The following is a 22,592-nucleotide window of genomic DNA, read 5'->3' as shown; positions in this document are numbered from 1 at the left end:
TTCGACATACCAGAGAACCTGAGCGTCGGTCTCGCCGTGCGTCCGGCCGCGGACTGGCTAGTGTCCCTGGACGTGCAGCGCATCAACTTCGCCAGCGTCAACGCGCTTGGCAACGGCGTGCTGAACACGCTCGCCGACCCGCTGGGCAAGCCGCTGGGCAGCAGTGATGGCAGCGGCTTCAACTGGCGGGACGCCACCACCTACCGCATCGGGCTGGCCTACACCTGGTCGCCGAGCCTGACCCTGCGTGCCGGTTACGGTTATGGCGAGCGACCGAACGACAACGACATCAACTCGGTCAGCTTCAACATGCTGACGCCCAACCAGTTGCGCCAGGCGAGCGCCGGATTTACCTGGCAGCTGTCCGACCGCCACGAACTGCACGGCTCAGTCGGCCACTACTTCGAGAAAACCTACCGCGGACCCTCCGCTGCGCTGCCCGGCGCCAGCGAGAAAATACGTCCGCACGTGGAGATGGTCATGCTCGGCTGGAGTTGGCGCCTGTGAGGCGACGCAGCAGTCGCTCGTGCCGTTTCCGGATCCCTAAATAGAACCTCTCAGTGTCATGCGCACGCTTCGCCGCTGCGCAGCACCCGCCCGGGCAGCGCGCCCTGGTACTGCCCTTCCTGATACAACACGCGGCCGTTGACGATGGTGGCGAACATGCCTTCGGCGTGCTGGACCCAACGCTTGCCGCCGGCGGGCAGATCGAACGCTTTTTCCGACTCCAATGGCCGCACCCGGGTGGGGTCGAACAGGGCCAGATCCGCGTAGTTACCCGACTCCAGCAAGCCGCGCTTGGCGATGCCGAAAAAGTTGGCCTGTTCCGAGGTCAGGCGCCGGACGGCTTCCTCAAGCGACAGTACTTTCTCCTCGCGCACCCAGCGCGCGAGCATATAGGTCGCAAAACCGGCGTCGCACATCATGTCCACGTGGGCGCCGGCATCGGACAGACCGATCAGCAGGCGCTTGTCGGTGATCAGCGGAACCACTTCGCTGGCCGCGTGGTTCAGGGCGACCAGCTCGAAGATGGCGCCCAGGTCATCGTCGAAGGCGATCTGGAACATCAGATCGACCGGATCGCAGCCCCGATCGGCCGCCATCCGGGCCACCGAGCGCTTGTCCTGTGCCAGTTTGAGGGTCGGTTGCGTGACACCGTCGATCAGGCGCACGCGGTCCCAGAAGTTACCGCTCAACGCCTCGTTCTTCAGGATGTCCTTGCTGAACTGGGCGCGAAACTGCGGGTCTTTGTAACGCGCCATCTTGCCCGGCAGATCCATGGCCATGACCGGACGCCAGCACTCGAAGATGCCCAGAATGAACGGGTTTTTCAGGTGAAACTGAAACTTGATGGGATGGCAGGTGGTCTGCGGCACCAATTTATCCCAGGCGATCAGGTGCTCAACAGCAGCCAGTTTGGCTTTGTACGAGTCGGTGGTGCCGGGGGTATTGAAACTGCCGATCCAGGTCACCGGCCGTGTGCTCTCGGTGACCAGTAACTCCAGCAGCTGGCGCTGCTCGTCGTTGACGGTATCGGTCGGGGTGACAGTCAGTTCGATGGCGCCGCGGCCCAGATCCCGCAATACGTTGGCGAAGGCGGTGTATTCCGCGTGGTCGGCGTACCGGCACGCCAGGGGCTTGCCCTCATACCCGGCGTGGATGCCGAGCACGGTGGTCGAGAACCCGAAGGCCCCATCCTGCATCGCCTGGCGAAACACGTCGGCCATCTGTTTGGCTTCGCCAGGCGTCGCGGCGCGTTTGCGGGCAGCCTCGCCCATCACGCAGTGGCGAACCGGGGTCATGGCGACCAGGGCCGCGACGTTGATGCCGAGCCCGGTGTCATCCATGGCCTTCAGGTACTCGCCGAAGGTCTCCCAGCGCCAGTCGACGCCCTTGCTGAGCGTGTCGTAGGGCATGCCCTCGACATTCACCAGGTCGCCGATCAGAACTTCGTACAAATCCGGCCTGGCCGGTGCCAGGCCCACCCCGCAGTTGCCGGTAACCACCGTGGTCACGCCGTGCTCGGGCGAGGAGCTGAGCAGCCCGTCCCAGCAAAACTGGGCGTCGTAATGGGTGTGGGGATCGATAAAGCCGGGGGCCACCACCAGGCCGCTGGCATCGATCTGCCGGCGTGCCCGCACGCCACTGCGCTGTTTGGAAACGAACGTGATCTGATCACCATCGATGGCGACATCCCCGGTGAACGCCGCCGCCCCGCTGCCGTCGGCGATCGTCCCACCCTTGATCAACAGGTCGTGCATGACGCTTCCTCCATTATCGAAAGGCGGTTACTTCTGAATCTGGCAGGCACCCCACCGCATGATCGCTCGTTAAGGTTTAATTTACACCGCCAGCCGTTCCGAATACTTCGGGGGCTCGGCCATGCAAAGCTTGAGGGAACCGCTGATTTATTCAGCGGCTCCCGCAGCGCAGGGACGCGCTGCCAAAATCTGTGGCTGTAAGTCACTGATTTTGTGAGTCATCGGAAAACCACGCTTTTCCGATGACGGGCGCTGACAAATCCAGGGCGGATTTATTCAGCGCTTCCTGAGGAGGAATCATGAACTTCGATTACACCGACGACCAGCGCGCCCTGCGTGACCTGTGTCACCGGCTTGGCAGCGATTACGACGACAGCTACTGGAATGCCATCGACCAGAAACACCGCCACCCGCTGGAGTTCTGGAAGCTGCTGGCCGATCAGGGCCTGATGGGCATGACCATCCCGGAGGAATACGGCGGCAGCGGTCTGGGCCTGCTTGACCTGTGCCTGGCCGCCGAGGCCCTGGCCGAGGCCGGCTCCGGTGACGGCGCCGGCGCCTTTGTCAGCGGCCCGGTGTTCGGCGGCTATCTGATCAACCGCGGTGGCACTCCGCAGCAAAAAGCCAGCATCCTGCCGGCACTGGCCAGCGGCGAACTGTGGGCCGGTGCCTTCACCGAGCCGGATGCCGGCTCGAACGTCACCAATATCAAGACCTTTGCCCGCCGCGAGGGCGACACTTTCCTTATCCGGGGACAGAAAGTGTTCATTTCCAACATGGCGGTGGCCAGCAAAATCGCCGTGCTGTGCCGCACGGCGGCTCGGGATGACAAAAATCGCATGAGCGGCATCACGCTGTTGCTGGGCGACATGCCAAGCGAGCGCATCCAGTACCGCCCGTTTCGCAAGATGGGCACCAATTACATGGACACCAACGCGGTGTTCTTTGACGACTATCCGGTGCCGGCGGCCAATGTCATCGGCGAGGAAGGCAACGCCTGGCGCCTGCTCTACCAGGTGCTGAACCCGGAACGACTGGTCATCTCCGCCATCAACGTCGGCACCGGCAACTATCTGGTCAAAAAGGCCGTCAACTACGCCATGGACCGATCAGTCTGGGGGGTGCCCCTGGCTACCCATCAGGGCCTGCAGTTCCCGCTCGCCGAGGCACGTATCGAGCTGGAGTGCGCCAAGCTCAAAATCTACCAGGCCGCGTGGCTGTTCGATCAGGGCAAGGACGCCGGCGTGCCGACGGTCATGGCCAAACATGCGGCAACCCATGCCGCGCTGCACGCCGCCGACCGTGCTATTCAGACTCTGGGTGGGGCCGGCTATATCGCCGATTCGGGGGTCGAGCGGGCTTACCGCAACCTGCGCGGTTCCCGCATGGTGCCGATTACCGACGAAATGGTGCTCAACACCGTCGCCCAGCACGACCTGGGCATGCCACGCTCGTACTGAGTACGCAGCGCCAGCTCATGCGCGACCGGGCTCAGACTGCGCGGCCCCTTCAACCGCCGGCTCCCGGCCAAGAATCCCCGGCGCGAAGCGGATCAGGCCGATGAAACCGGCCGCCATCAGCGTCATGGTGAAGCCGTAGACACTCGGCACCAGGCCCACTTCGGGCCGACCCAGAAACTGCGGCGCGGTGGCCAGCGTGGCGGCCATGATCACGTTCTGGACACCGATCTCCATCGGCAAGGTGATGACCTGCCGCCGGGGCAGGGACGCCAGACGCGCCAGCAGCAGGCCCAAAGCCATCACCAGGAAGTTGTAGCCAAGTACCGGCACAAAGGCAGTCGCCATCATGTTGCCCAGCTGACCGCGCGCGCGCACCAGAATGCCGACCACGGCCAGCGCCAGGAACAGCAGCGACAGGATGCGCACCGGGCGGTCCATACGCCGGGCAAACGTTGGGCGCAGGCGATTGACCAGCATGCCCAGCGACACCGGAACCACGGTCAGCATGGCGATGTGTTTCATGGTCGGAAACAGGGGCAGCCGGATATTGATGCTGTCGCCCACCAGATAGGTCACCGACAGATTCAGCAATATCGGCACCCACACCACCGCCACCGCGGCGCTCAGGGCAGTCAGGGTGACCGCCAGCGCCACGTCACCGCGCGCCAGGTGAGTCCACAGATTGGACACCGCCCCGCCCGGGCAGGCGGCGACCACCATCAACCCCAGCGCGAACGCCGCCGGCATCGGGAACAGCATGATCATGCCCAGCGCCACCGCCGGCAGAATCAGCGTATGGCCGAACAACCCGACCAGCACCGGCCGGGGTATGCGGGCCAGGCGCGTGAAGTCGGCCGCGGTCAGCTCCATGCCCATGCCGAACATGATGAAAATCAGGGCGCCCGGGATCAGCTGCTCGATCACGCCGTGCATCGGTGTTTCTCCTCAGGACTGCCGCTTCGTGCCAACGTTTTTCAGCAGCATAGAGCCAAGCGCCGATCGCGCCAACCAGCCTCAGTCGGCCGGGGTCACCGTACCGAGCGCCTCCCCGCAGCGCAGTGCGACACCGGCGTGTAACGCCGCGTCCCAGCTCAGGCGGCCGGCCGGCACAAGCACAATCACCGTCGAGCCCATCGCGAAATGACCAAGCTCGGCGCCGCGCGCCAGGTGCACACTGCCCGCCCCCGAGGCCGGATAGGTCTGCCGCCACAGGCGTTTGCGGTCGCCGTGTGGATTGATCTCGCCCGCCCACACGGTGGTGATGCTCGACACCAGCAGCGCGCCTACCAAGACCACCACCAGCGGTCCGCCGGCCGTGTCGAACACGCACACCAGGCGCTCGTTGCGGGCATACAGGCGATCGACATGGCGGGCGGTGGCGCCCTGAACGGAGAACAGTCGGCCCGGGATATGGGTCATGCTGCGCAGGGTACCGGCCAGCGGCATGTGTACCCGGTGATAGTCGCGCGGCGCCAGATACACGGTGCAGAACTCGCCGTCGCTGAGTTCGTCGGCCAGTTGAAAGTCGCCACCGAGCAGTTCGCCCAGCGTGAAGCTGCGGCCCTTGGCCTGCAGCAATCGGTCGCCATCGATGCGACCGTGCATGCTCAGCGCGCCATCAGCTGGACTGACCAGGGTCTGTTCGTCACCGGCCACAGGCCGGGCGCCGTCGCGCAGCGCGCGGGTAAAGAAGCTCACGAAATCGGGATAGTCATGCGGGTCCGGCTGCTGCGCATCGGCCAGGTCCACCCGATAAGCGCGAACCAGGCCGTTTATCAGGAGCTGCTTGAACCACGGCCGGCGCGAGCGGGCCAGGACGTATATAAGGCGCGAGATGGCATGCTGCGGCAGCAGCCGCGACGGCAGGCAGGCGAGTTGATCGGAAAACCAGGACATGATGAGCACCGAGATTAATGGCAAGGCATTGTGCTGCGGGACGGGCTCTCACGCTATTCGCGTAACGCCGCTCGATGGGTACCAGACCTCTTGACAGAAGGTCTTGGAACGATTTAACTTTTGTTACGTTGTAACAGGAGAATACTTCATGGCCCCAGTTGTACGAATCGACGACGACGTTTGGGAGTGGTTGAAATCTCAAGCCAGACCGCTCGAAGATACTCCCAACTCAGTGCTCCGGCGCGTCGCCGGACTGGACCATAAGCGGTCCACTCGCCCGATGACGGACGGCACCCCTCAAACTGCCACGCCACAAAGAAATAGCCCTCGCGCGATCAAAAAATCCAAACTACTTGATGTGTTTCTTTCCGAGCTTGAAGCGGCAGATCTCGAAGTAGAGCGGGTAATGCAAGATCGCCGATCAAATCTGTTCGAAACGCGAACACAAGATGGTTCAAAACACTTGTGGTATGTCAAAGAACGTTCAGATGACAAAGGCTTTTGGGGATTAACACCAAAATTTTTAGACTCGTTCAGGGGAAGTGGTTTGCCGTGGCGGGTGGTGCTGCTCATTGGTCCAAGCCAACGTAGCTACTCATTGACACCTGAAGCAGTCGAGAAGAACCAAAACCATTGGAGTACGGATCGTCTTGGTCAGTACAAAGTGCATGAAAAAGATCGCGAACTTGAAGGCGCGCAAAAATTTGACTCGTACGGCAATCTGGTTGTTTCTGTTCTTGCTGACGTCACAAAAGGCTTGTGACGTACACGGATCCATCGGTTCCAGTCCGCCCGGCGCGATCAGAATAACCATCCTGCTCACAACGATGTCATAACCATGCTGCGCATCGCCACCCGCAAGAGCCCGCTCGCCCTGTGGCAGGCCCACCACATCGCCGGCTTGCTGCAAGCGCACCACCCGGCCCTGCGCGTCGAACTGGTGGAGATGCTTACCGAGGGCGACCGCATCCTGGACCGCACGCTCAGCGCCGAGGGCGGCAAGGGCCTGTTCATCAAGGAACTGGAGCAGGGTCTGGCCGATGGCCGCGCGGACCTGGCCGTGCACTCCATGAAGGACGTGCCCGCCGAGCTACCGCCGGGTTTCGCGTTGCCGGTGTTCTGCGCCGCCGCCGATCCGCGCGATGCCCTGGTCACATTGCAGGCAAGCAGCCTGGACACGCTGCCGACCGGCGCCCGCGTCGGCACGGCCAGCCTGCGCCGGGGCTGTCAGGTGCTGGCCCGCCGACCCGACCTGGTGCTGGTGATGACCCGCGGCAATGTTCAGACGCGCCTGGCCAAGCTCGATCGCGGCGACTGCGATGCGCTGCTGCTGGCCGCCGCGGGCCTGGACCGGCTGGGACTGGCTGACCGGATTGCCGCCCGCCTGCCGGTGGACGTAATGCTGCCGGCAGTAACGCAGGGTGTACTGGGCCTGGAATGCCGGACCGGTGATGCAGCCGTCGCGGCACTGATCGCACCCCTGCACCAGCCACCCACGGCCCTACGCGTGCAGGCCGAACGGGCCTTTGCCGGGCGCCTGGGCGGCGGCTGCCATACGCCGCTGGCGGCGCACGCCGTGCTGGACGGCGACACGCTGCACCTGACAGGCCTGGTCGGTACGCCGGATGGCCGCCGCATACTGCGCGAGGCGCTCAGCGGACCGGCTGACCAGCCACAGGCACTCGGTCTGGACCTGGCCCAGCGCCTGCTCGACCACGGCGCGGCCGACATCCTGGCCAACCGTGCCTGAATCCGCCGCCAGCGGCGTGCTGGTGACCCGACCAGCCGGCCAGGCCACGGCGTTTGGCGAGCGGTTGCAGGCTGCCGGCTTCAGTCCGCTGTACCTGCCCACCCTGGCCATCGCGGCGACGGATCCAACGGCGGCCGGCGCGGCCCTGCGAGCCGCCCTGCCCTGCGATTTCGCCGTGTTCATCAGCGCCAACGCCGTACAGCACGCCCTGCCAGCAATTACCGCGGCCGGTGGCCTGTCTGCCAATTGCGGGGTAATCGCGGTCGGGCCGGCGAGTGCCCAGGCACTGCAAGCGGCCGGCTTCCGAAACCTGTTGCTGCCGGAGGCCCGCTTCGACAGCGAAGGCGTGCTCAGCCTCCCGGCCCTGCAGGCCGTGACCGGCAAGCGGGTGGTGATCTTTCGCGGTGAGGGCGGGCGCACCCTGCTGGCCGAGACCCTCGCGGCGCGTGGCGCCGATGTCCGGGCGCTGGTCTGCTACCGGCGGGTCGCGGCGGGTGACCCGGTTCAGCTTGCCGCCTGGCTGGCGCAGGACGCCATCGCCGTGGTGACCGCCACCAGCCGTGCCGGTCTGCATGCCCTGATGGCCCTCGCCGGGCCACTCGCGGTGCAGCTCAAGGCGCTGCCTTTGGCGGTGCTCAGTCCGGCCCTGGCCGAGTCTGCCCTTCAGGCCGGATTCAGCGGGCCACTGATGGCCGCCGACCAGGCGCGCGATGCCGATCTTGTGACAGCCGTCACTCGCTTGCACGGCACGCTCGCCGTGGACCGGTAAAATGCACCCATGGTATGGACTCCTCGCGTCACTGTGGCCGCCATCGTCGAGAACGACGGCCGTTTCCTGCTGGTGGAAGAACTCGCCGAAGGCCGGCTGGTATTCAACCAGCCGGCCGGGCACCTTGAAGATGGCGAAACCCTGATCGAGGCCTGCCGGCGCGAGACGCTGGAAGAAACCGGCTGGAAGGTCGAACCCGAAGCGGTGGTCGGCGTGTACCGGCGTATCGAGCCCGGCAACGGCCTGACCACGCTGCGCGTCTGTTTCAGTGCCCGGGCCGTCCAGCACTATCCTGACCAGCCACTGGACACCGGCATCAAGCGCGCCGTGTGGCTGGATCGCACGCAACTGGCCGCCTGCGTCGACCGCCACCGGACCGAACTGGTGATGCGCTGCCTGGATGACTACCTCGGCGGCGCCCGGCACCCGTTGTCATTGCTCGCCGACATCTGATGGATGCCCCCTTTGGATTGCCGCTGCCGCCACCCGCGCGGGTGGTGGTCGGGCTGTCTGGTGGTGTCGATTCGGCGGTCACCGCATTGCTGCTGCAGCGCGCCGGCTACGAGGTGCTCGGTCTTTTCATGAAGAACTGGGAGGACGACGACCAGTTCGGCGACTGCCCGGCCGAGGTGGACATTGCCGACGTCCAGGCGATCGGCGCGCAGCTCGATATCCCGGTACAGGTGGTCAACTTCGCCGCCGAATATCGCGAGCAGGTATTCGCCCATTTCCTGGCCGAATACCGGCGCGGGCGCACACCCAATCCGGACGTGCTGTGTAACCGCGAAATCAAGTTCGGCGTATTCCAGCAACACGCGCGGGCACTCGGCGCGCAGGCCATCGCCACCGGCCACTACGCCGCCCTGCGGCGAAGCCGCGGGCAGGTTCATCTTTTGTGTCCGGCCGACCCCGACAAGGACCAGACCTACTTCCTGCACGCCCTGACGCAAGCGCAGCTTGCCCCGGCCGGCATGCCGCTGGCCGGATTCACCAAACGCGAAGTGCGCGCGCTGGCCGCCGGGGCCGGCCTGCCGGTGGCGCAAAAGAAAGACTCGACCGGCATCTGTTTTATCGGCGAGCGGCCGTTCCGGGAGTTCCTGAGCCGCTATCTGGTGGCCGAGCCGGGCGACATGCTGGACCCGCATGACACCATCGTCGGCCGGCACATTGGCCTGCCTTACTACACGCTTGGCCAGCGGCAGGGTCTTGGAATCGGCGGCGGGCATGGCGACGGCAACGCGCCCTGGTACGTCGCCGGCAAGGACGCTACGCGCAACACCTTGCTTGTGGTGCAGGGGCACGATCATCCGCTGCTGCTGAGCAATGCCCTGCTGTCCGAGACGGCCAGCTGGATTGGCGGCGGTCCGCCGGATGTCCGATTTGCCTGCACGGCCAAGACCCGCTACCGGCAAACCGCCGAAGCCTGCGAAGTCGAGGCGCTGGATGACGGCCGCTGTCAGGTGCGTTTCGCCCACCCACAGCGGGCGGTCACGCCGGGCCAGTCAGTGGTGTTTTATCGGGACGGCGAATGCCTGGGCGGGGCGGTGATAGACACCACCACCCCCGCTGCCCAAACCCTTTCAGCCGACGCCGTGAGCGCCTGAGGGCGTCTTACCAACCGCCGCTGCGACCCAGATCCTCGTGAATGAGGAAGCGCTCCGGCGGAAAGGTCTTGGTGACGATCGGTGAGTTGAAACGCTCCACCGGCGCCGTGGCTTCCACGAACGCGAACGACAGATTCAGCAGATTCTGTTCGGCCGGTGGCAGATCGCCCAACGGGAACTGGTTCAGGTGCCGGATGACGGCATCGAAGCGCGGCAGCACGGCGTCGTAAAAGACGCGAAGTTCTGCCATATCGCTGCTGATACGCACCTGGTTGCGCTGCGACTCGGTCGGCCGCAGCCACTTGGCACAGAACGGCTCAAGGTCGGCAAACGCAGCGGGCAATTGATTGGTCATTGAACGATCTCCGGGTGCTCGGTAGTTACGGCCGCCGGCCGTTGACCCACTCGTCCGCCACCCAGTACTGGTGACGCACGGCGATCTCGGTATCGCCGATGGTCTGCTCGGTGATCACGCCCGAATCAAAGGCCTTTTGCGAGAACTCCATGGTGCTCATGTCCTCGAACACGGTGTCGCGCAGCACCACGCGGGTGAATTCCTGCGCCAGCCGGTCGCCGGCCGTGGCCGCCTGCACCTGGTAGATGTTCATGTTCCAGATGGTGTCGTTCTCCGACACCGGCCAGAAGTTGTACGTGAAGTACCAGCCACGCCCCAGATCGCAAAAGAAATTCGGGAAGAACACGTTGATGTCGAACCACCAGGACTCGTCACCCGACGGGTTCAGGCCGCGCGTGTCGCCTTCATCGGCCTTCACGAAACCGAAACTGCCGTGCTTGTAGGCAATTGCCTCGGCCGGCGTCGGCTGGATGTCGGTCTTCAGCCAGCACGACACCGAGCGGTGCGGACCGTAGAACCGCACCGAACTTGGCAGCGCCAGCTCAAGATCGCCGGCACCGGGAATGGCATGCCGGTGCAGGTAAGTGGCGTGGTAGGCCTCCTGAAAGGCGTCGATGCTCAGCTTCCAGTTGGCCTTGACGCGCGCCGTGTAGTGGGCGATGTGCTGGCATTGGTCGAACGGAAAACCGTCCATGTCCCTGGCCAGCGGACCCATGAAATCGGCCAGCGACTGCGCCGGCTGCGGGTTCCAGTGCACGAAGATAAAGCCGTTCCACGTGTCGCAGGCCAGTGCTTTCAGACCGAGCCTGGACCGATCAATGCCGGGGAAGGACTCGATCGCCGGCACCGCCTGCAAGCTGCCGTCCAGACCAAAGCCCCAGCCGTGAAACTCGCAGGTAAAGCCGCGCGTGTTGCCGCAGGCCTCAGTCGCCAGCGCCATGCCCCGATGGGTACACATATTGTGGAAGGCGCGCACCGCGCCGTCCTTGCCGCGCACCACCACGATGTTGCTCTTGAACACGTGCAACTCACGCGTGAAGTAATCACCCGCGTTGGGGATTTCCTCCACCCGGCCGACCTGTAGCCAGGCCTGCTTGAATATCTGCTCGCGCTCGCGCTCGAAATACGCGGCCGAGGTCACCGATTCGGCCGGGATTGGCCCACTGCCCATGTCCGGCACCGGGGTGCCGAATTTCATGGCATGGCTGGGACTGAACGGATAACTGACCGGCGGCTGCGGGGCGTTCATGACGACTCCTTCCTGTGCAGGGGCTCGTGGCGGCCCCGCGCTGTCGGCAACCGAACGGCCGGATGCCGGGAGTCATTAGAAAGGCTGGCCAACAGACCCGCTTGACGCCAGTCAAGCGGGCAACAGAGCCTGGAATCGGTGGATTGAGCCGCGCGCTGAGCGCACACCCCTCAGGTCAGCACCTCGAAACGCTGCCAGGGGAACCCGTCCGGCACCTCCGGCGCGTGGAACAACTCCACCGCCGGCGCCACCTCCAGGAACGCCTGACCAAGCTTGAGCAGATTTTGCTCGGGGCCAGGCAGGGCATCCAGGGGAAACGCGTTCAAGTGCAGGATGATGGCGTCCATGCGCAGCAGGAGCGCCTGGTAAAAGGCATCGAGCGCCGCCATCTCGCTCTGGCAGCGCAGGTCGCGTCGTTCGCGCTCGGTATCCAGCACCCAGGTACCCGCCCACCGCTCCAGGTCGGCAAAACTCGACGGCAGCACCGCCCCGCCGCCGCTCATGGCTGACTCAACCAGCGCTGCACCGCCCAATGCTGGTGGCGGATGAAATACTCCATCTCATCCGACAGATAAAGATGCTCCATGGCACCGGTTTCCAGGTTCTTCTGCACCTGCTCGACGGTGCTGAAGTCCTCCATCAGGGCATCGCGCAGCATGATCTTCATATACTCGCCGCCCAGCTTCTGCGCCGCGTTGGTCGGCGTCAGACCATAGGTATTCACTTCCCAAACGGTGCGGTTAACGCTGATCGGCCACACGTCGTAAGTCAGCAACCAGCCGGCACCGACAAACAGCGAGAAGTACGGAAACCAGATATTGGTATCGAACCACCAGGTAGGGGAGCGGTCCGGATTTGCTCCCGGCACGTCCTCCACCTTGCCCGGTTGCAGCGCGAAGGCGTGTTTCCACATCAGCGCTTCGGCCGGCGTCGGCTGGTGCGCCGGATTGCCCCACACCGCCATGGTGCGGTGATCGCCATACACGCGGCAGGAATTGGGCAGCCCCAGCGGATTACCCGGTGAGTTCATGGCATCCGGCAGCGAGCGGCGGTGCACGGTCGCCACGTGGTAAGGCTCGAGAAAGGCGTCGGTGATCACCTTCCAGTTGGCATTCACCTCCAGGCGGTAGCTGCCGGTGTGTTCGTATTGCTCAAGCGGGTGCTGACCGACAAACTCCCCCAGCTCGCCGAGGTATTCGGCCAGCGTCCACGGCGGTGTCGGGTTCCAGTTCACAAACACGAAACCGCGCCAGCTACCCACCGCCAGGCGCCGCGCGCCAAGGCCGGCGCGGTCCGCTTCCAGGCGCGGAAAATATTCCTCGCCCGGCACGCTGCGCAGCGTGCCGTCGAGGTTGTAGGTCCAGCCGTGAAAATCGCACACAAAGCCGCCGGCGTTTCCGCTGGCGCTGCGCGTCAGCACCATGCCCCGGTGGCGACACATGTTCAAAAATGCGTGCAGCTCGCCATCGTTTCCGCGCGTGATGATGACCGAGGCGCCCCACACCGGGATTTCGAGCACCCGGTAGTCGCCGGGTTGCGGTACCTCATTGGCCCTGCACACGCGCAGCCAGGCGCGGCGAAAGATCTTTTCGCGTTCCTGCTCGAACTGCACCGGATCGGTGTAGGCCGCTGCCGGCACCCGGGAGGTGCCGACATCGGGCGTCTGGGTGACAAAATTCATGCCGATCAAATCAGACATGGCAGGTTCCCCTCCGCAAAGTTGCCGTTCGGACGTGCGGGCCGCTACGGAAGACCAACAGGCCCCGAAAGAAGCGCTGAGTAAATCCTTCCTGGCTTTCTCAGCGCCCGTCATCGGAAAAGCGTGGTTTTCCGACGACTCACAAAATCAGCGGCTTACAGCCACAGATTTTGGCAGCGCATCCTTGCGCTGCGGGAACCACTGAATATTCAGCGTCTCCCCAACAAGCGGTAACGTACCGCGATTTGCCGGGTTTGTCCCGCCCGCGGCGCCCGCTATTTGGAACGCATGCCGCCGTCCACGCGCAGCACCGTGCCGGTGATGTAACGCGCCTCGTCGCTGGCCAGGAACACCACCGCATCGGCGATTTCTTCCGGCTCGGCCCAGCGCGCCAGCGGCGTCGACTGGCTGATGAAACCGGCCAGCGCCGGGTCGTCGATCAGGTGCTCGGTCATGCCCGTCTTTACACCGCCCGGCGCCACGCCATTCACGCGGATGCCATGCGCCGCGGCCTCCACACCAATCTGGTTAATCAGCCCGATGGTCGCGTACTTGGATGCCGTGTACGCCGCCCCGCCGCCACCGGACGCCAGCCCGGCCACGGACGCCGTCATCACGATGTTGCCGCCGGTTTTCTTCAGGGCTTCAAAAGCCGCCTGGCAGGTGAAGAAATAACCCTTCACGTTGACGCCGATAACGCGGTCGAACAAGGCCTCGTCGATGTCCGTAAACGGCAAAAAGCCATCGAACACCCCGGCGTTGGCGAACACCACATCCAGCTTGCCACTCGCCGCCACGGCGGCGGCAACCAGTGCCTCCACGCTCGGTTTGCGGGTGGTATCGGTGGCGATGAAAGCGGCCTTGTGACCCTTCCCCCGAATATCGGCGGCCACCGCCTCACCCGCCTTGGCGTTAATGTCGCCGATCATCACCGCCGCGCCCTGGGCAGCAAACGCCCGCGCCGTCGCCGCGCCAATCCCCGAACCCCCGCCGGTGACGATCACCGACTTGCCGTCGAACCGTGCCATCTTCGTATCTCCTCCAAACCGTGGCAGGAGCGCCACCAGTCCGGACGATAACCGAGCGTGGGCGGCTTGGACAGGGCCGCGTGAGGCGCGGGAATGGCAAGTAGTAGCCCGTATCGAGTGCAGCGGAATACGGGGAGGCCGTCACCCACTCGCCCCGGATTCCGCTACGCTTCATCCAGGCTACGGTCCCTGGAGCGCCTTGTTGGGCAGCATTGTCATGACAGGAGAATACCAAGACCAGCAACGCCAGTGCCTGCGACTGCCACGGCCCAGACCCAAGGCCTGACGACGGGTTGCCCGCGCCCCTTCGCAGCTCTTGAACTGACGCTCCAGTGCCCCCAAATCACGTACAAGAAGAGCGGGACTATTACAAAGTATCTGGCCAGCCCAAGTGACTGCTCCCACTCTCTGATTTCAGCCCCGTAGAAATAGCGAAGCGGAAAGGACGCGAGAAGCAAAAAAGTCCCGAATGCAATTGCGTACTCGATAGCCGTGTAACGACCGATCTTCATTGTGATGCCCAACTTCTGCGCTGAACGGACGGCGAAACGCCGCCAGGCGGTGCGCCGGTCCGAGGGCGCGAAGCGCCCGATTCGAGCGCATTGTTAGAGCGAACTTCACGACCACATAGCTTTGCGCCGCGAAATTTAAGCACCGGGAACTCTCGAGGATGAGTCTTTATCACCCTTAATTTTTTTCTCTCGTCTTTCGCGGGAGAGCTTAACCTTCTCGGGCATGATGAACGAATACATCAAGAACTTTGATGTGAAATCATGCACTTCAATCACATCGTCGTGATCTACGTTTTTTAGGTTGTCCTTGTCGGGGTGAGCACCCCAGTTTCCAAATATTCGGATCTGATGCGACCAATCCTTCACATCCTCGGACACGGTGGACAAACTTCCGATTTGCTTGATGAGGTCAATTTTCGGGTCGGCCCCGAGTTTTACTAGGGCGCTTTGCAGGGCTCTTCGAAACATGGCGCATGCTGCTCTATCGGCTCCTATCGCTTGGCATCTCAATGCTTCGTTGTAATCTTGACACACCTCGCTCGGAATAAACGCTTTTTCCTCATTACTGAGCTTGTCGTCTAGGGACACGGGGAACATATCCGTCCAACCCTTCATTGAGAGCAACTCATTGCGGCTATGCTCATTCTGCTTAAAGTAGAAGGTCTTTAGAAGGAGTTTCCGACATGGCTTGCACCGGAAGATTACGTAGAATTCAACATCTCGATTTTTCAGCCTGTGGTAGTCATTCCATAAGGCTTCGATATGAGCTTGCGTATCACAATGCGGGCATACCTCAATAAGGTCCTTGACGTGATTGGAAATTCCTTCCTGGGCTTCTTTAATATCCATAATTTCTACGGTTCGTGAGTCGATGGGATGCAGTGTGCGTTCGCTCTAACGCTCAGCATCAGCGGCGGCGCGGAGCGTCCGCTGCAACGATTTGTTAGCCGTCAGCGACTGCATCGTGGAAATCATTTTCATGAACAATGACAAGGGAAACTCCTTGCTTTCGCAGTTGCACAGCTTTTTCAACTTTACGGCCATAACAGGCGTATGCCCAACACGGGTTTCCTTCCGCCCCAATAACCAGATAGTTAACCTTCTTCGAAACGCCGGGAAGCGCTTGGCCACCTAGCTCCCGCACAACCTCGACAAATCCCGCCCGTGTGTATGAATTGGAAGCACCAGTAAAACAAAACACAGAGCCCACGAATGTTATTTCAGGGCAAACTGCGCAGACACCCGCAACTGAGCTTTGCTCGGAAAATACGGGGTTTGTGATTGTCCTGTCATCAAGTACAGCGACAAATTCGGAAAAGAACGACATAAGCATCTTGTGCTCTTCCGGATCTATGTGGTGATCGGCTAGTACAGCAGTGATAATGCTATCCACTTCATCATACGGCCAGCATGTTCGCAGATGCTCATGATTTGCCAACCAAGCAGCAAGCCCTTCTAGCTCTTCTTTCGTTATTTCTCCATCACCTGCGATTCCACCAAGAATTGCATGAAGCCTCTGAAGGTCGGCAGTTGTTTGATCAAAGAATTCAGTTGATCGTAGGCGCTCACAGAGCCATAGAATGTCATCCCTTTCCTCGTTCGCCAGAACCCCGTCAGCGATGGCTTCAGCTACAACAGGAACGAGTTCGTTAAAAGGATGTTTTTTCTGTACATCGCGATGGTCGTCCAGCCATAGATTTAGGAAATGAATTTCGTTTTCGTTTATTTTTCCATCGATCGAGATGCCCTCGACGAGCCCCAACAATGAATTTACCGCCTTGTCGATTCGCGACCGCCCGGTGAAAAGGTAATAGGGCTTGTGATCTTCGTGCATCGGGTTCTCCTACCTTTTTTCTGACGGCTAACGCTCAGCATCAGCTGCGGCGCGAAGCGCCGTCAGCTGCATGCTGTTGTTAGCCAGCATGCTGCGCAATGGGAACCTCACTTTTCCAAGAACTCTATGTCGATTATCTCGGCCTCAATCTTTTTGGCCCAAGCTGACGGAGTGTCCTCCTCAACGTTGTAGCCGAAGTCTTTCCGATACCCGGGGCGAAGCGGCGTGTTGTCGCCGATCGAGAACTCGGTGACGAGCACGGGCGAATAGTCCTTCTCGCCTATGCGGCGGCTGGCATTGTCCAGAAAGTAGATTCGCACGGTCACCTTTCGAAGCGGCTCGGCGCCGTTGTTCACGATGGTTCCAAATACGCCATCCACGGTTCGTCCGAAGCGCTCACCGGGAGCAACCCGAACGCTTTCCAGTGAGAGATTCGAAGACACATATGCCCGGATTGATCGTAGCCGCTCGGCTTCGGCCTCGGCTTTCGCTCGGGCCTCGTCCGCCCTGCGCTTCTCTCGCTCCTCCCGCATCCTTGCGACAGCCTCCGCGCTGGCTGGCTCTGTCGAGAGACGGACACGGTAAGGAACGAGCACCGCGTAGAGATCGTACTGCTCCCGCGCGCGAGTGTTCAGCTCCCGCTCGATGAAGCTCGGCCCGATGGCCTGGATCATCGCCTCACCCAGGGCCGAGCCGAGGGCGGCGAACGGGTTGTCTTCGCTCACATCTGGGGGCATGGCGATCGTCATTGAAACCAGGTTTGTCACGGGGTTCACCGAGATCGAGAGTTCCTGCTGCGAGTCGCTACTGGCCGATTGAAGAGAGCGCACGCGATTGTTGAGCCCGACGGACAGGTAAAGATGCCACGCGACCAAGAGGAAGATGATGACCAAGAACGCGAGCAACACTCGTCGTCCCCAGCAGGGCCGATTGGTGACGGCTTGCGGTGTGTCCATACGATCACCTCATGCTGGCTAACATTGAGTATCCGGAAATCTTCCGCGTTTAAACACGGAACATTTCCGCATAACCCGCCGAAGCTTCACCGGCTTCATGTCTGCCATGTCGGCTCGGCCCACCGCCAAAATCCATTGTTTCCGCCGTCGCCGTTGAGCTATCGGCCAAGAACCAAGGTGACCGCCACGAAATTCGGGAACTTTTGCGTATATCCAGCAGCATCCCAGGCACACCCTTTGTCTGGCAGGAACACGATGGGCCAACAACTCATAAACGCCTCCCGATCAGTCGGGTACGGCTTGCTCCGACCCCGTCGCGGTTAATCAACGCGATCCATTGCGCCGAAATCTACTACTGTTTTGCTGGGCAGTATAGGCAAGCCAATGACCACTCGGCAGATGGGCCATCAAGCGGACCGCTTAGGGGTCGACATCGGCCTTGAACAGACTGTTGCAATGTTGAGTCTCAGGATTTGCCGGACCTGAGCAAGTCGTGGGTGACCAAGATCACGGTTTTGCCAGGGGTGGCTTACAGATACGGCTGGCCGTCTGTGCCTCTGGGTGCTCTGGCGGGACACGAGGAGCCTTAACGTTCGCACAGTCGTACCCTGGTCGCTTTCCTCCCCCACCCCACGCAAGAACTGGTCAGCCGCGCGCCAACAGCACCAACAGTGCGATCAGCAATGCCAGGGATAGCCCCTGCCAGAACCGTAGCGGATTGCGCTCGTACAAGGGCTGGCGGCGCTGCGGCGCGGTACCGCCACCGCCGGAGAGGCCATGTTCCAGATCGGCCACCAGGTCCGCCACGTGCGCATACCGCTCGGTGGGCTGCACCGCGGTAGCGCGCGCCAGTACCGCGTCAAGCCACGCCGGCAGCTGCGGCCGGTAGTGCGCCAGGGGCTGGCGGCGGGTAAAGCGCGGCCGGGCGAAGGCTTCGGTCTCGCCGTACGGGTAGTGGCCGGTGAACATGCGGTACAGGGTCACGCCAAGCGCATACACGTCGGTGCATTCGTCGCCGGCGTTGCCCTCGTACTGCTCTGGCGCCAGGTAGCTTGGCGTGCCCGGAATATCTTCGTCAGGTGCGCCCTGTACACCGGGTAGACGTGCCACGCCCAGGTCGAGCAGCTTCAGGCCGCCACCGGGCAGCAGCAGTACGTTGTCAGGCTTGATGTCGCGGTGCACGATGCGCCGCCGGTGCAGGGCATCGACCGCCCGGCCGAGCTGGCTGGCAATGGCGACGCCCTCGGCCAGGCCAAGCGGGCTACGCTTGAGGCGCTGCTCCAGGGTCTCGCCAACATAGAACGGCATTGCCGAATACAGGCGCGTCTGGCGATCCGGCGCCAGTTCGATCACTTCCGCCACGTACGGGCTGCGCACCTGCGCCGCCACGGCCGCCTCGCGCAGGAAAGCCCGCCGGTAGATATCCTCGCCCTCCAGGCGCGGGTGCGGAAACTTCAGCGCCGCCTGACGCGACTCACGCAGGTCCTGGGCCCTAAACAGGCGGCTGTAGCGGCCGTCTGAAATCTGCTCCAGCAGTCGAAAGCCGTCCACTTCGTCGCCGACTTTGGGCAAGGCCAGCAGGGGCAGCGCCGCCAGGGCGGCTTCAAGGCCAGTCTGATCGAGCGGCGGCAGCGCCAGCACGTCCAGCACCAGGGCCGTTACGTTGTCGCGACTGCCGGCCTCCAGCGCCGCCGCGACAATTTCGGCGGCACTCGCCTGCGGGTCCCCACGGGTTGCCAGCAGGGCCTCGATGCGCCGGTCCGGCAGCGTGCCGTGCACCCCATCCGTACATAGCAGGTAGCGGTCGTGCACGCGCAGCTCGTGTCGGCTGGCGTCGGCGCGCACGTTGTCTTCCAGCGCCACGGCCCGCAGCAGCACGTGTTGCAGGTCCGGGTGATCGTGCGCGTGATCGGTGGTCACCCGGTGCAGGCTGGCATCCCGGAGCCGGTACACACGGCTGTCGCCAACGTGCAGCACGTACCCCTCGCGCCCGCGCAGCAGCAGCGCGCTGAAGGTGGTTGCCATGCCACGCAGGTCGACGTTTTGCTGGGCCAGACCGTGCAACCAGCGGTTGATGGCCTGGAGTGCGCGGCCGGCGGCGCGTTCGGCGCCCAGCGTCGCTGGCAGCCCGAAGTAGCCATCCAGAAACCCCCGAACGGCGGTCTCCGCCGCCAAGCGACCGCCCGGGCCGCCGCCGACGCCATCGGCAATCGCCGCCGCAAACTCGTAACCGCCACGACTGCCGACCGGACGATCCGCCGCCACGAAGTCCTCGTTCTGCGGCCGACGACCGGTCTGGCTGACCAGGCCGACGCCGACTTCCAGCCGCTCGCTAGTCACGCGAATGGCTCTGACGGTGGCTCAAACACGTGCCTCGGCCACCGCGCCCCAGGTGGTACGCCAGCGCGTCTTGACCGCGGCCAGCCCGATCAGTCCGACCAGAGCCAGGCCCGCGAACAGGAAAAACCCCATCCCGAAATCGCCGGTCGCCACCTTGGACCAGCCCAATGTTTTGGCCAGGAAAAACCCGCCTACTCCACCGGCCGCCCCAACCAGCCCGGTGACCACGCCGATCTCGCGCCGAAAGCGCAGCGGCACTAGCTGAAACACCGACCCGTTGCCCATACCCAGCGCCATGGCGCCGACAAAAAACGCCGCCACCGCCACCCAGGCAACCGACGGCAGTTCGCCGATGCTCCAACCCGCGACCTTGGCATCGGCCACGCTCCCGGCCAGCGGTGCCGGCCCCTCCGGCAACAAGCCGACCACCACATAGCTGACCGCCACCACACAGAACAGCACCTGCAGGGAGCGTATGCCGCCGACCCGATCCGCCAGCCAGCCGCCCACCGGCCGGAACATGGACCCGGCGAACACCACCAGCGCCACCATCAGGCCCGCCGCCACGCCAGACACGTGGTACCAGGTGGTGAAGTACAGCGGCAGTGCATTGCCCAGACCCACAAATCCCCCAAACGTGATCGAGTAGAAAAACATGAACCACCAGGTATCCCGATCGCCCAGCACCGCACCATAGTTGCGCAGCGACACGGGCGTGCGCTGCTCCGGAGCATCCTTGGCCATCACCAGGTACAGCACAAACACGATCGCCATCGGAATCAGCAGGATGCCGAACACGGCGCGCCAGCCCCAGGCCTCGGCGGCCCAGGGCACCAGCAGCGAGTCGAGCACCACACCCATGTTGCCGGCCCCGGCGATGCCCAGCACGATGCCCTGATACCTGGGCGGATACCAGCGCGAGGCCTGCGGCAGCGCGACCGCAAAACTGGCTCCGGCCAGGCCGAGCATAACGCCGAACACCTCGACCGCCAGGATGGATTCGAAGCCGACCAGCCACGCGTAGGCCAGCGCCGCCATCACCAGCAGCTGCGCCATGACGCCGGTGCGTTTGGGCCCGATGTGATCCGCCAGCATGCCCAGCGGCACCCGCAGCAATGCGCCGAACAGTATGGGAATGGCGACGATGGTGAACTTCTGCGACACGTCGAGCGCGATGTCCTGCGCCATGTACAGCGACAGCGGCCCCAAAACCACCCACACCATGAAGCTGAAGTCGAAATACAAAAACGCCGCCAGCAGCGTCGGCCAGTGGCCCGAGCGGCGAAAGTCCTGCCAGTCCATATCCTCACTCCTGAAAATACGCCGCCCCGTGCCGACGGCGATAAACCCGTTTAACAATCCCGGCCTCGCGACGAAGGCCGGGGTTTCAAAGCAGTCAGCTCTACGCGTGATCCCGAATCAGACCTTCACCTGCATCCACAACCAGCTTTTCGCGGCGTCGGTGGTATCGGGCCGGCCGGCAATGAAGGCCGGGGCGTCGGTGTCGTAGTCCGCATACTTGATGCCAAGCGTGTATTTCCGGGCAAAGGTCTTGCTCAGCTGCACGCCCCACTCGCTGCCGTAATCGTTATTGCCGGCATCGGCGCGGTAGTCGTCGTAGCGCACCAGCCAGTTGATGCCGCAGTTCGGCACCACCCCGCTGACAGTCACGTAACGATCCTGGAGACCTGCCGCCGGCGTGCGCAGGAACTGATCCGCCCAGCCATTGAAGGCATGCAGCGTTGCCAGCGGCGTCTGCAAGGCGCGCGCGCCACCCATTGCGCCCCCTTCGAGCAGCTCGTAACCGGCTTTGGCGCTGACCCCGAACAGGCGCAACCCGGCTTCGGCCAGGCCGTAGCTGAGGCCAAAATCGCCGGGGTTGTCGGCGTAATCGCCCTGGTACGCGTACTCGGCGGCATACAGAAACGCGCCGTCCGGCACGCCGACCCGCGCCAACGGCCGTTCGCCCGCTGCCCGCAGACCGTAAGTGGCCGTCGACTCGGCGTCGAAATGGTCGAAATCGAGCAGGTAGGCATAGCCGGTGAGCGCGGTGGAGGCGTTCGGCGTCCACTGCACGTTGACCAGGTGGCCGTCCAGTTGGAAATCGCCGGTATTGGCGAAAGCAGTGTTCGGCGTGTCCTCGCCAAAAATCCGGTTCACGTTGTAGATGTAGGCGTAGCTGGCGGTGACACCCGCCAGCATGGTGTTCTGGTACGTGAAGCCATCCAGGGTCTGCTGGTTCTGCCGCCAGCCGACATCACCTACAAACCGCTGGTTGTCGAAGTTGATTGCCTGGCGCCCATAGCGCGCCAGGTTGCCGGCCACGCCCTGCCAGGCCAGGTAGGCCTGGTTCACTTCGGTGCCGTCCGGATCGGCCACCACCGGGTACTTGCCCTTGCCGTTGTAGGTGTTGTTGTAGTCCTCGTTACCGATCACCGACACGTTCTCGGCCTCGGCATAGGCGGAGAAACCGTGGAACAAACCGGTGCGCCAGCCCAGGTTCGTGCGCACCGTATGTGCATTGGCTTCGTGCAGGATGCTGCCCGGCCGCTCCTGGGACGCGTGCTCGTAGCGGTAGCGGACCCCAAGGTTGACCTGGCCGTTGACGATGGCATCGGTCAGAGACGGCAAGGCGTTACCGACCGTCTGCCCCCGCGCGCCAGAGGCGGCAACGGAAGCCAGCAGCGCACCGCCAGCCAGAAAATAAGCGTGCTTGATGTTCACGTAGCAGCAACTCCGAACTGAGCACATCACCCGCAAACGGGCATAAAAAAAGGTCGCACCCGCCCGTGGGCAGGTACGACCTCGTTGTCGTAGCGCGGCGCTACAGCGCGCCGCCGGAGAATTTCCAGAATGGCTGCCGCGTCGCAGCCGCGCTA

General features: G+C 63.1%; 21 protein-coding genes. 7 read left to right on the top strand and 14 right to left on the bottom strand.

The window, feature by feature from the left end; all coding sequences use genetic code 11:
• Positions 1 to 507 (top strand): OmpP1/FadL family transporter (locus ABZF37_RS02155; protein WP_372716276.1); only part of this gene is annotated, 507 nt, incomplete at its 5' end.
• A 56-nt stretch (positions 508 to 563) separates the two neighbouring features.
• Here ABZF37_RS02155 and ABZF37_RS02150 read toward each other — a convergent pair.
• Positions 564 to 2,261, bottom strand: coding sequence for an amidohydrolase family protein (locus tag ABZF37_RS02150; RefSeq protein WP_372716274.1), 1,698 nt, complete (start codon positions 2,259 to 2,261; stop codon positions 564 to 566).
• Between the two features lie 299 nt (positions 2,262 to 2,560).
• Between ABZF37_RS02150 and ABZF37_RS02145 the strand changes: the two genes are divergently transcribed.
• The gene (locus ABZF37_RS02145; RefSeq protein ID WP_372716272.1) at positions 2,561 to 3,721 is read left to right on the top strand and encodes an acyl-CoA dehydrogenase family protein; all 1,161 of its coding nucleotides are present in this window, start codon (positions 2,561 to 2,563) and stop codon (positions 3,719 to 3,721) included.
• 15 nt (positions 3,722 to 3,736) lie between these two features.
• Here ABZF37_RS02145 and ABZF37_RS02140 read toward each other — a convergent pair whose 3' ends face one another.
• Positions 3,737 to 4,654 carry a bile acid:sodium symporter family protein gene (locus tag ABZF37_RS02140; protein WP_372716270.1) on the bottom strand — a complete coding sequence of 306 codons (918 nt, stop codon included), beginning with the start codon at positions 4,652 to 4,654 and terminating at the stop codon, positions 3,737 to 3,739.
• Positions 4,655 to 4,735: 81 nt separating this feature from the next.
• Positions 4,736 to 5,617: an archaetidylserine decarboxylase gene (gene asd, locus ABZF37_RS02135; RefSeq protein ID WP_372716268.1), complete on the bottom strand. Its 882-nt coding sequence runs from the start codon at positions 5,615 to 5,617 to the stop codon at positions 4,736 to 4,738.
• A 148-nt stretch (positions 5,618 to 5,765) separates the two neighbouring features.
• On the opposite strand from asd, the gene ABZF37_RS02130 reads away from it, so the two are divergent.
• The 5 genes from ABZF37_RS02130 to mnmA all read left to right on the top strand — a co-directional run bounded on the left by ABZF37_RS02130 (position 5,766) and on the right by mnmA (position 9,740).
• Positions 5,766 to 6,380: a hypothetical protein gene (locus ABZF37_RS02130; protein ID WP_372716266.1), complete on the top strand. Its 615-nt coding sequence runs from the start codon at positions 5,766 to 5,768 to the stop codon at positions 6,378 to 6,380.
• Positions 6,381 to 6,455: 75 nt separating this feature from the next.
• A complete protein-coding gene (hemC, locus tag ABZF37_RS02125; protein ID WP_372716264.1) occupies positions 6,456 to 7,367 on the top strand; it encodes a hydroxymethylbilane synthase in 912 nt (303 codons plus the stop codon).
• Positions 7,360 to 8,136 carry a uroporphyrinogen-III synthase gene (locus tag ABZF37_RS02120; RefSeq protein ID WP_372716262.1) on the top strand — a complete coding sequence of 259 codons (777 nt, stop codon included), beginning with the start codon at positions 7,360 to 7,362 and terminating at the stop codon, positions 8,134 to 8,136. Before hemC ends, ABZF37_RS02120 begins: the two co-directional genes overlap by 8 nt.
• 9 nt (positions 8,137 to 8,145) lie before the next feature.
• Entirely contained in the window at positions 8,146 to 8,589 is a 444-nt protein-coding gene (locus ABZF37_RS02115) for an NUDIX hydrolase (RefSeq protein WP_372716260.1), read from the top strand.
• Positions 8,589 to 9,740 carry a tRNA 2-thiouridine(34) synthase MnmA gene (gene mnmA, locus ABZF37_RS02110; protein WP_372716258.1) on the top strand — a complete coding sequence of 384 codons (1,152 nt, stop codon included), beginning with the start codon at positions 8,589 to 8,591 and terminating at the stop codon, positions 9,738 to 9,740. Before ABZF37_RS02115 ends, mnmA begins: the two co-directional genes overlap by 1 nt.
• A 7-nt stretch (positions 9,741 to 9,747) precedes the next feature.
• Here the strand turns inward: mnmA and ABZF37_RS02105 are convergent, their stop codons facing one another.
• From ABZF37_RS02105 to ABZF37_RS02055, 11 genes are all read right to left on the bottom strand, one after another.
• Positions 9,748 to 10,095, bottom strand: coding sequence for a hypothetical protein (locus tag ABZF37_RS02105; protein WP_372716255.1), 348 nt, complete (start codon positions 10,093 to 10,095; stop codon positions 9,748 to 9,750).
• Between the two features lie 25 nt (positions 10,096 to 10,120).
• The gene (locus tag ABZF37_RS02100) at positions 10,121 to 11,344 is read right to left on the bottom strand and encodes an aromatic ring-hydroxylating dioxygenase subunit alpha (protein ID WP_372716253.1); all 1,224 of its coding nucleotides are present in this window, start codon (positions 11,342 to 11,344) and stop codon (positions 10,121 to 10,123) included.
• Positions 11,345 to 11,514: 170 nt separating this feature from the next.
• The gene (locus ABZF37_RS02095; protein ID WP_372716251.1) at positions 11,515 to 11,847 is read right to left on the bottom strand and encodes a hypothetical protein; all 333 of its coding nucleotides are present in this window, start codon (positions 11,845 to 11,847) and stop codon (positions 11,515 to 11,517) included.
• Positions 11,844 to 13,043 (bottom strand): aromatic ring-hydroxylating dioxygenase subunit alpha, encoded by a 1,200-nt coding sequence (locus ABZF37_RS02090; RefSeq protein WP_372716249.1) that lies wholly within the window; start codon positions 13,041 to 13,043, stop codon positions 11,844 to 11,846. The genes ABZF37_RS02095 and ABZF37_RS02090 overlap by 4 nt, the downstream gene beginning before the upstream one ends.
• 275 nt (positions 13,044 to 13,318) lie before the next feature.
• On the bottom strand, positions 13,319 to 14,071 hold the full coding sequence (locus ABZF37_RS02085) for an SDR family NAD(P)-dependent oxidoreductase (RefSeq protein ID WP_372716247.1): 753 nt from the start codon (positions 14,069 to 14,071) through the stop codon (positions 13,319 to 13,321).
• 647 nt (positions 14,072 to 14,718) lie between these two features.
• A complete protein-coding gene (locus ABZF37_RS02080) occupies positions 14,719 to 15,432 on the bottom strand; it encodes a DUF4145 domain-containing protein (protein WP_372716245.1) in 714 nt (237 codons plus the stop codon).
• A 94-nt stretch (positions 15,433 to 15,526) separates the two neighbouring features.
• Complete coding sequence (locus ABZF37_RS02075; RefSeq protein WP_372716243.1) at positions 15,527 to 16,417, bottom strand: NAD-dependent DNA ligase; 891 nt, start codon at positions 16,415 to 16,417, stop codon at positions 15,527 to 15,529.
• 107 nt (positions 16,418 to 16,524) lie between these two features.
• Positions 16,525 to 17,373, bottom strand: a complete 849-nt coding sequence (locus ABZF37_RS02070; RefSeq protein ID WP_372716241.1) for a hypothetical protein — start codon at positions 17,371 to 17,373, stop codon at positions 16,525 to 16,527.
• 645 nt (positions 17,374 to 18,018) lie between these two features.
• Positions 18,019 to 19,713: a bifunctional protein-serine/threonine kinase/phosphatase gene (locus ABZF37_RS02065; RefSeq protein ID WP_372716239.1), complete on the bottom strand. Its 1,695-nt coding sequence runs from the start codon at positions 19,711 to 19,713 to the stop codon at positions 18,019 to 18,021.
• 21 nt (positions 19,714 to 19,734) lie between these two features.
• The gene (locus ABZF37_RS02060) at positions 19,735 to 21,015 is read right to left on the bottom strand and encodes a nitrate/nitrite transporter (protein WP_372716237.1); all 1,281 of its coding nucleotides are present in this window, start codon (positions 21,013 to 21,015) and stop codon (positions 19,735 to 19,737) included.
• 117 nt (positions 21,016 to 21,132) lie between these two features.
• A complete protein-coding gene (locus ABZF37_RS02055; RefSeq protein WP_372716235.1) occupies positions 21,133 to 22,437 on the bottom strand; it encodes an alginate export family protein in 1,305 nt (434 codons plus the stop codon).
• Positions 22,438 to 22,592: the final 155 nt, after the last annotated feature.

Source organism: Immundisolibacter sp. (assembly GCF_041601295.1).
In the GTDB taxonomy this organism is placed as follows: Bacteria; Pseudomonadota; Gammaproteobacteria; order Immundisolibacterales; family Immundisolibacteraceae; genus Immundisolibacter.
This window is presented reverse-complemented; position numbering and strand designations above follow the sequence as displayed.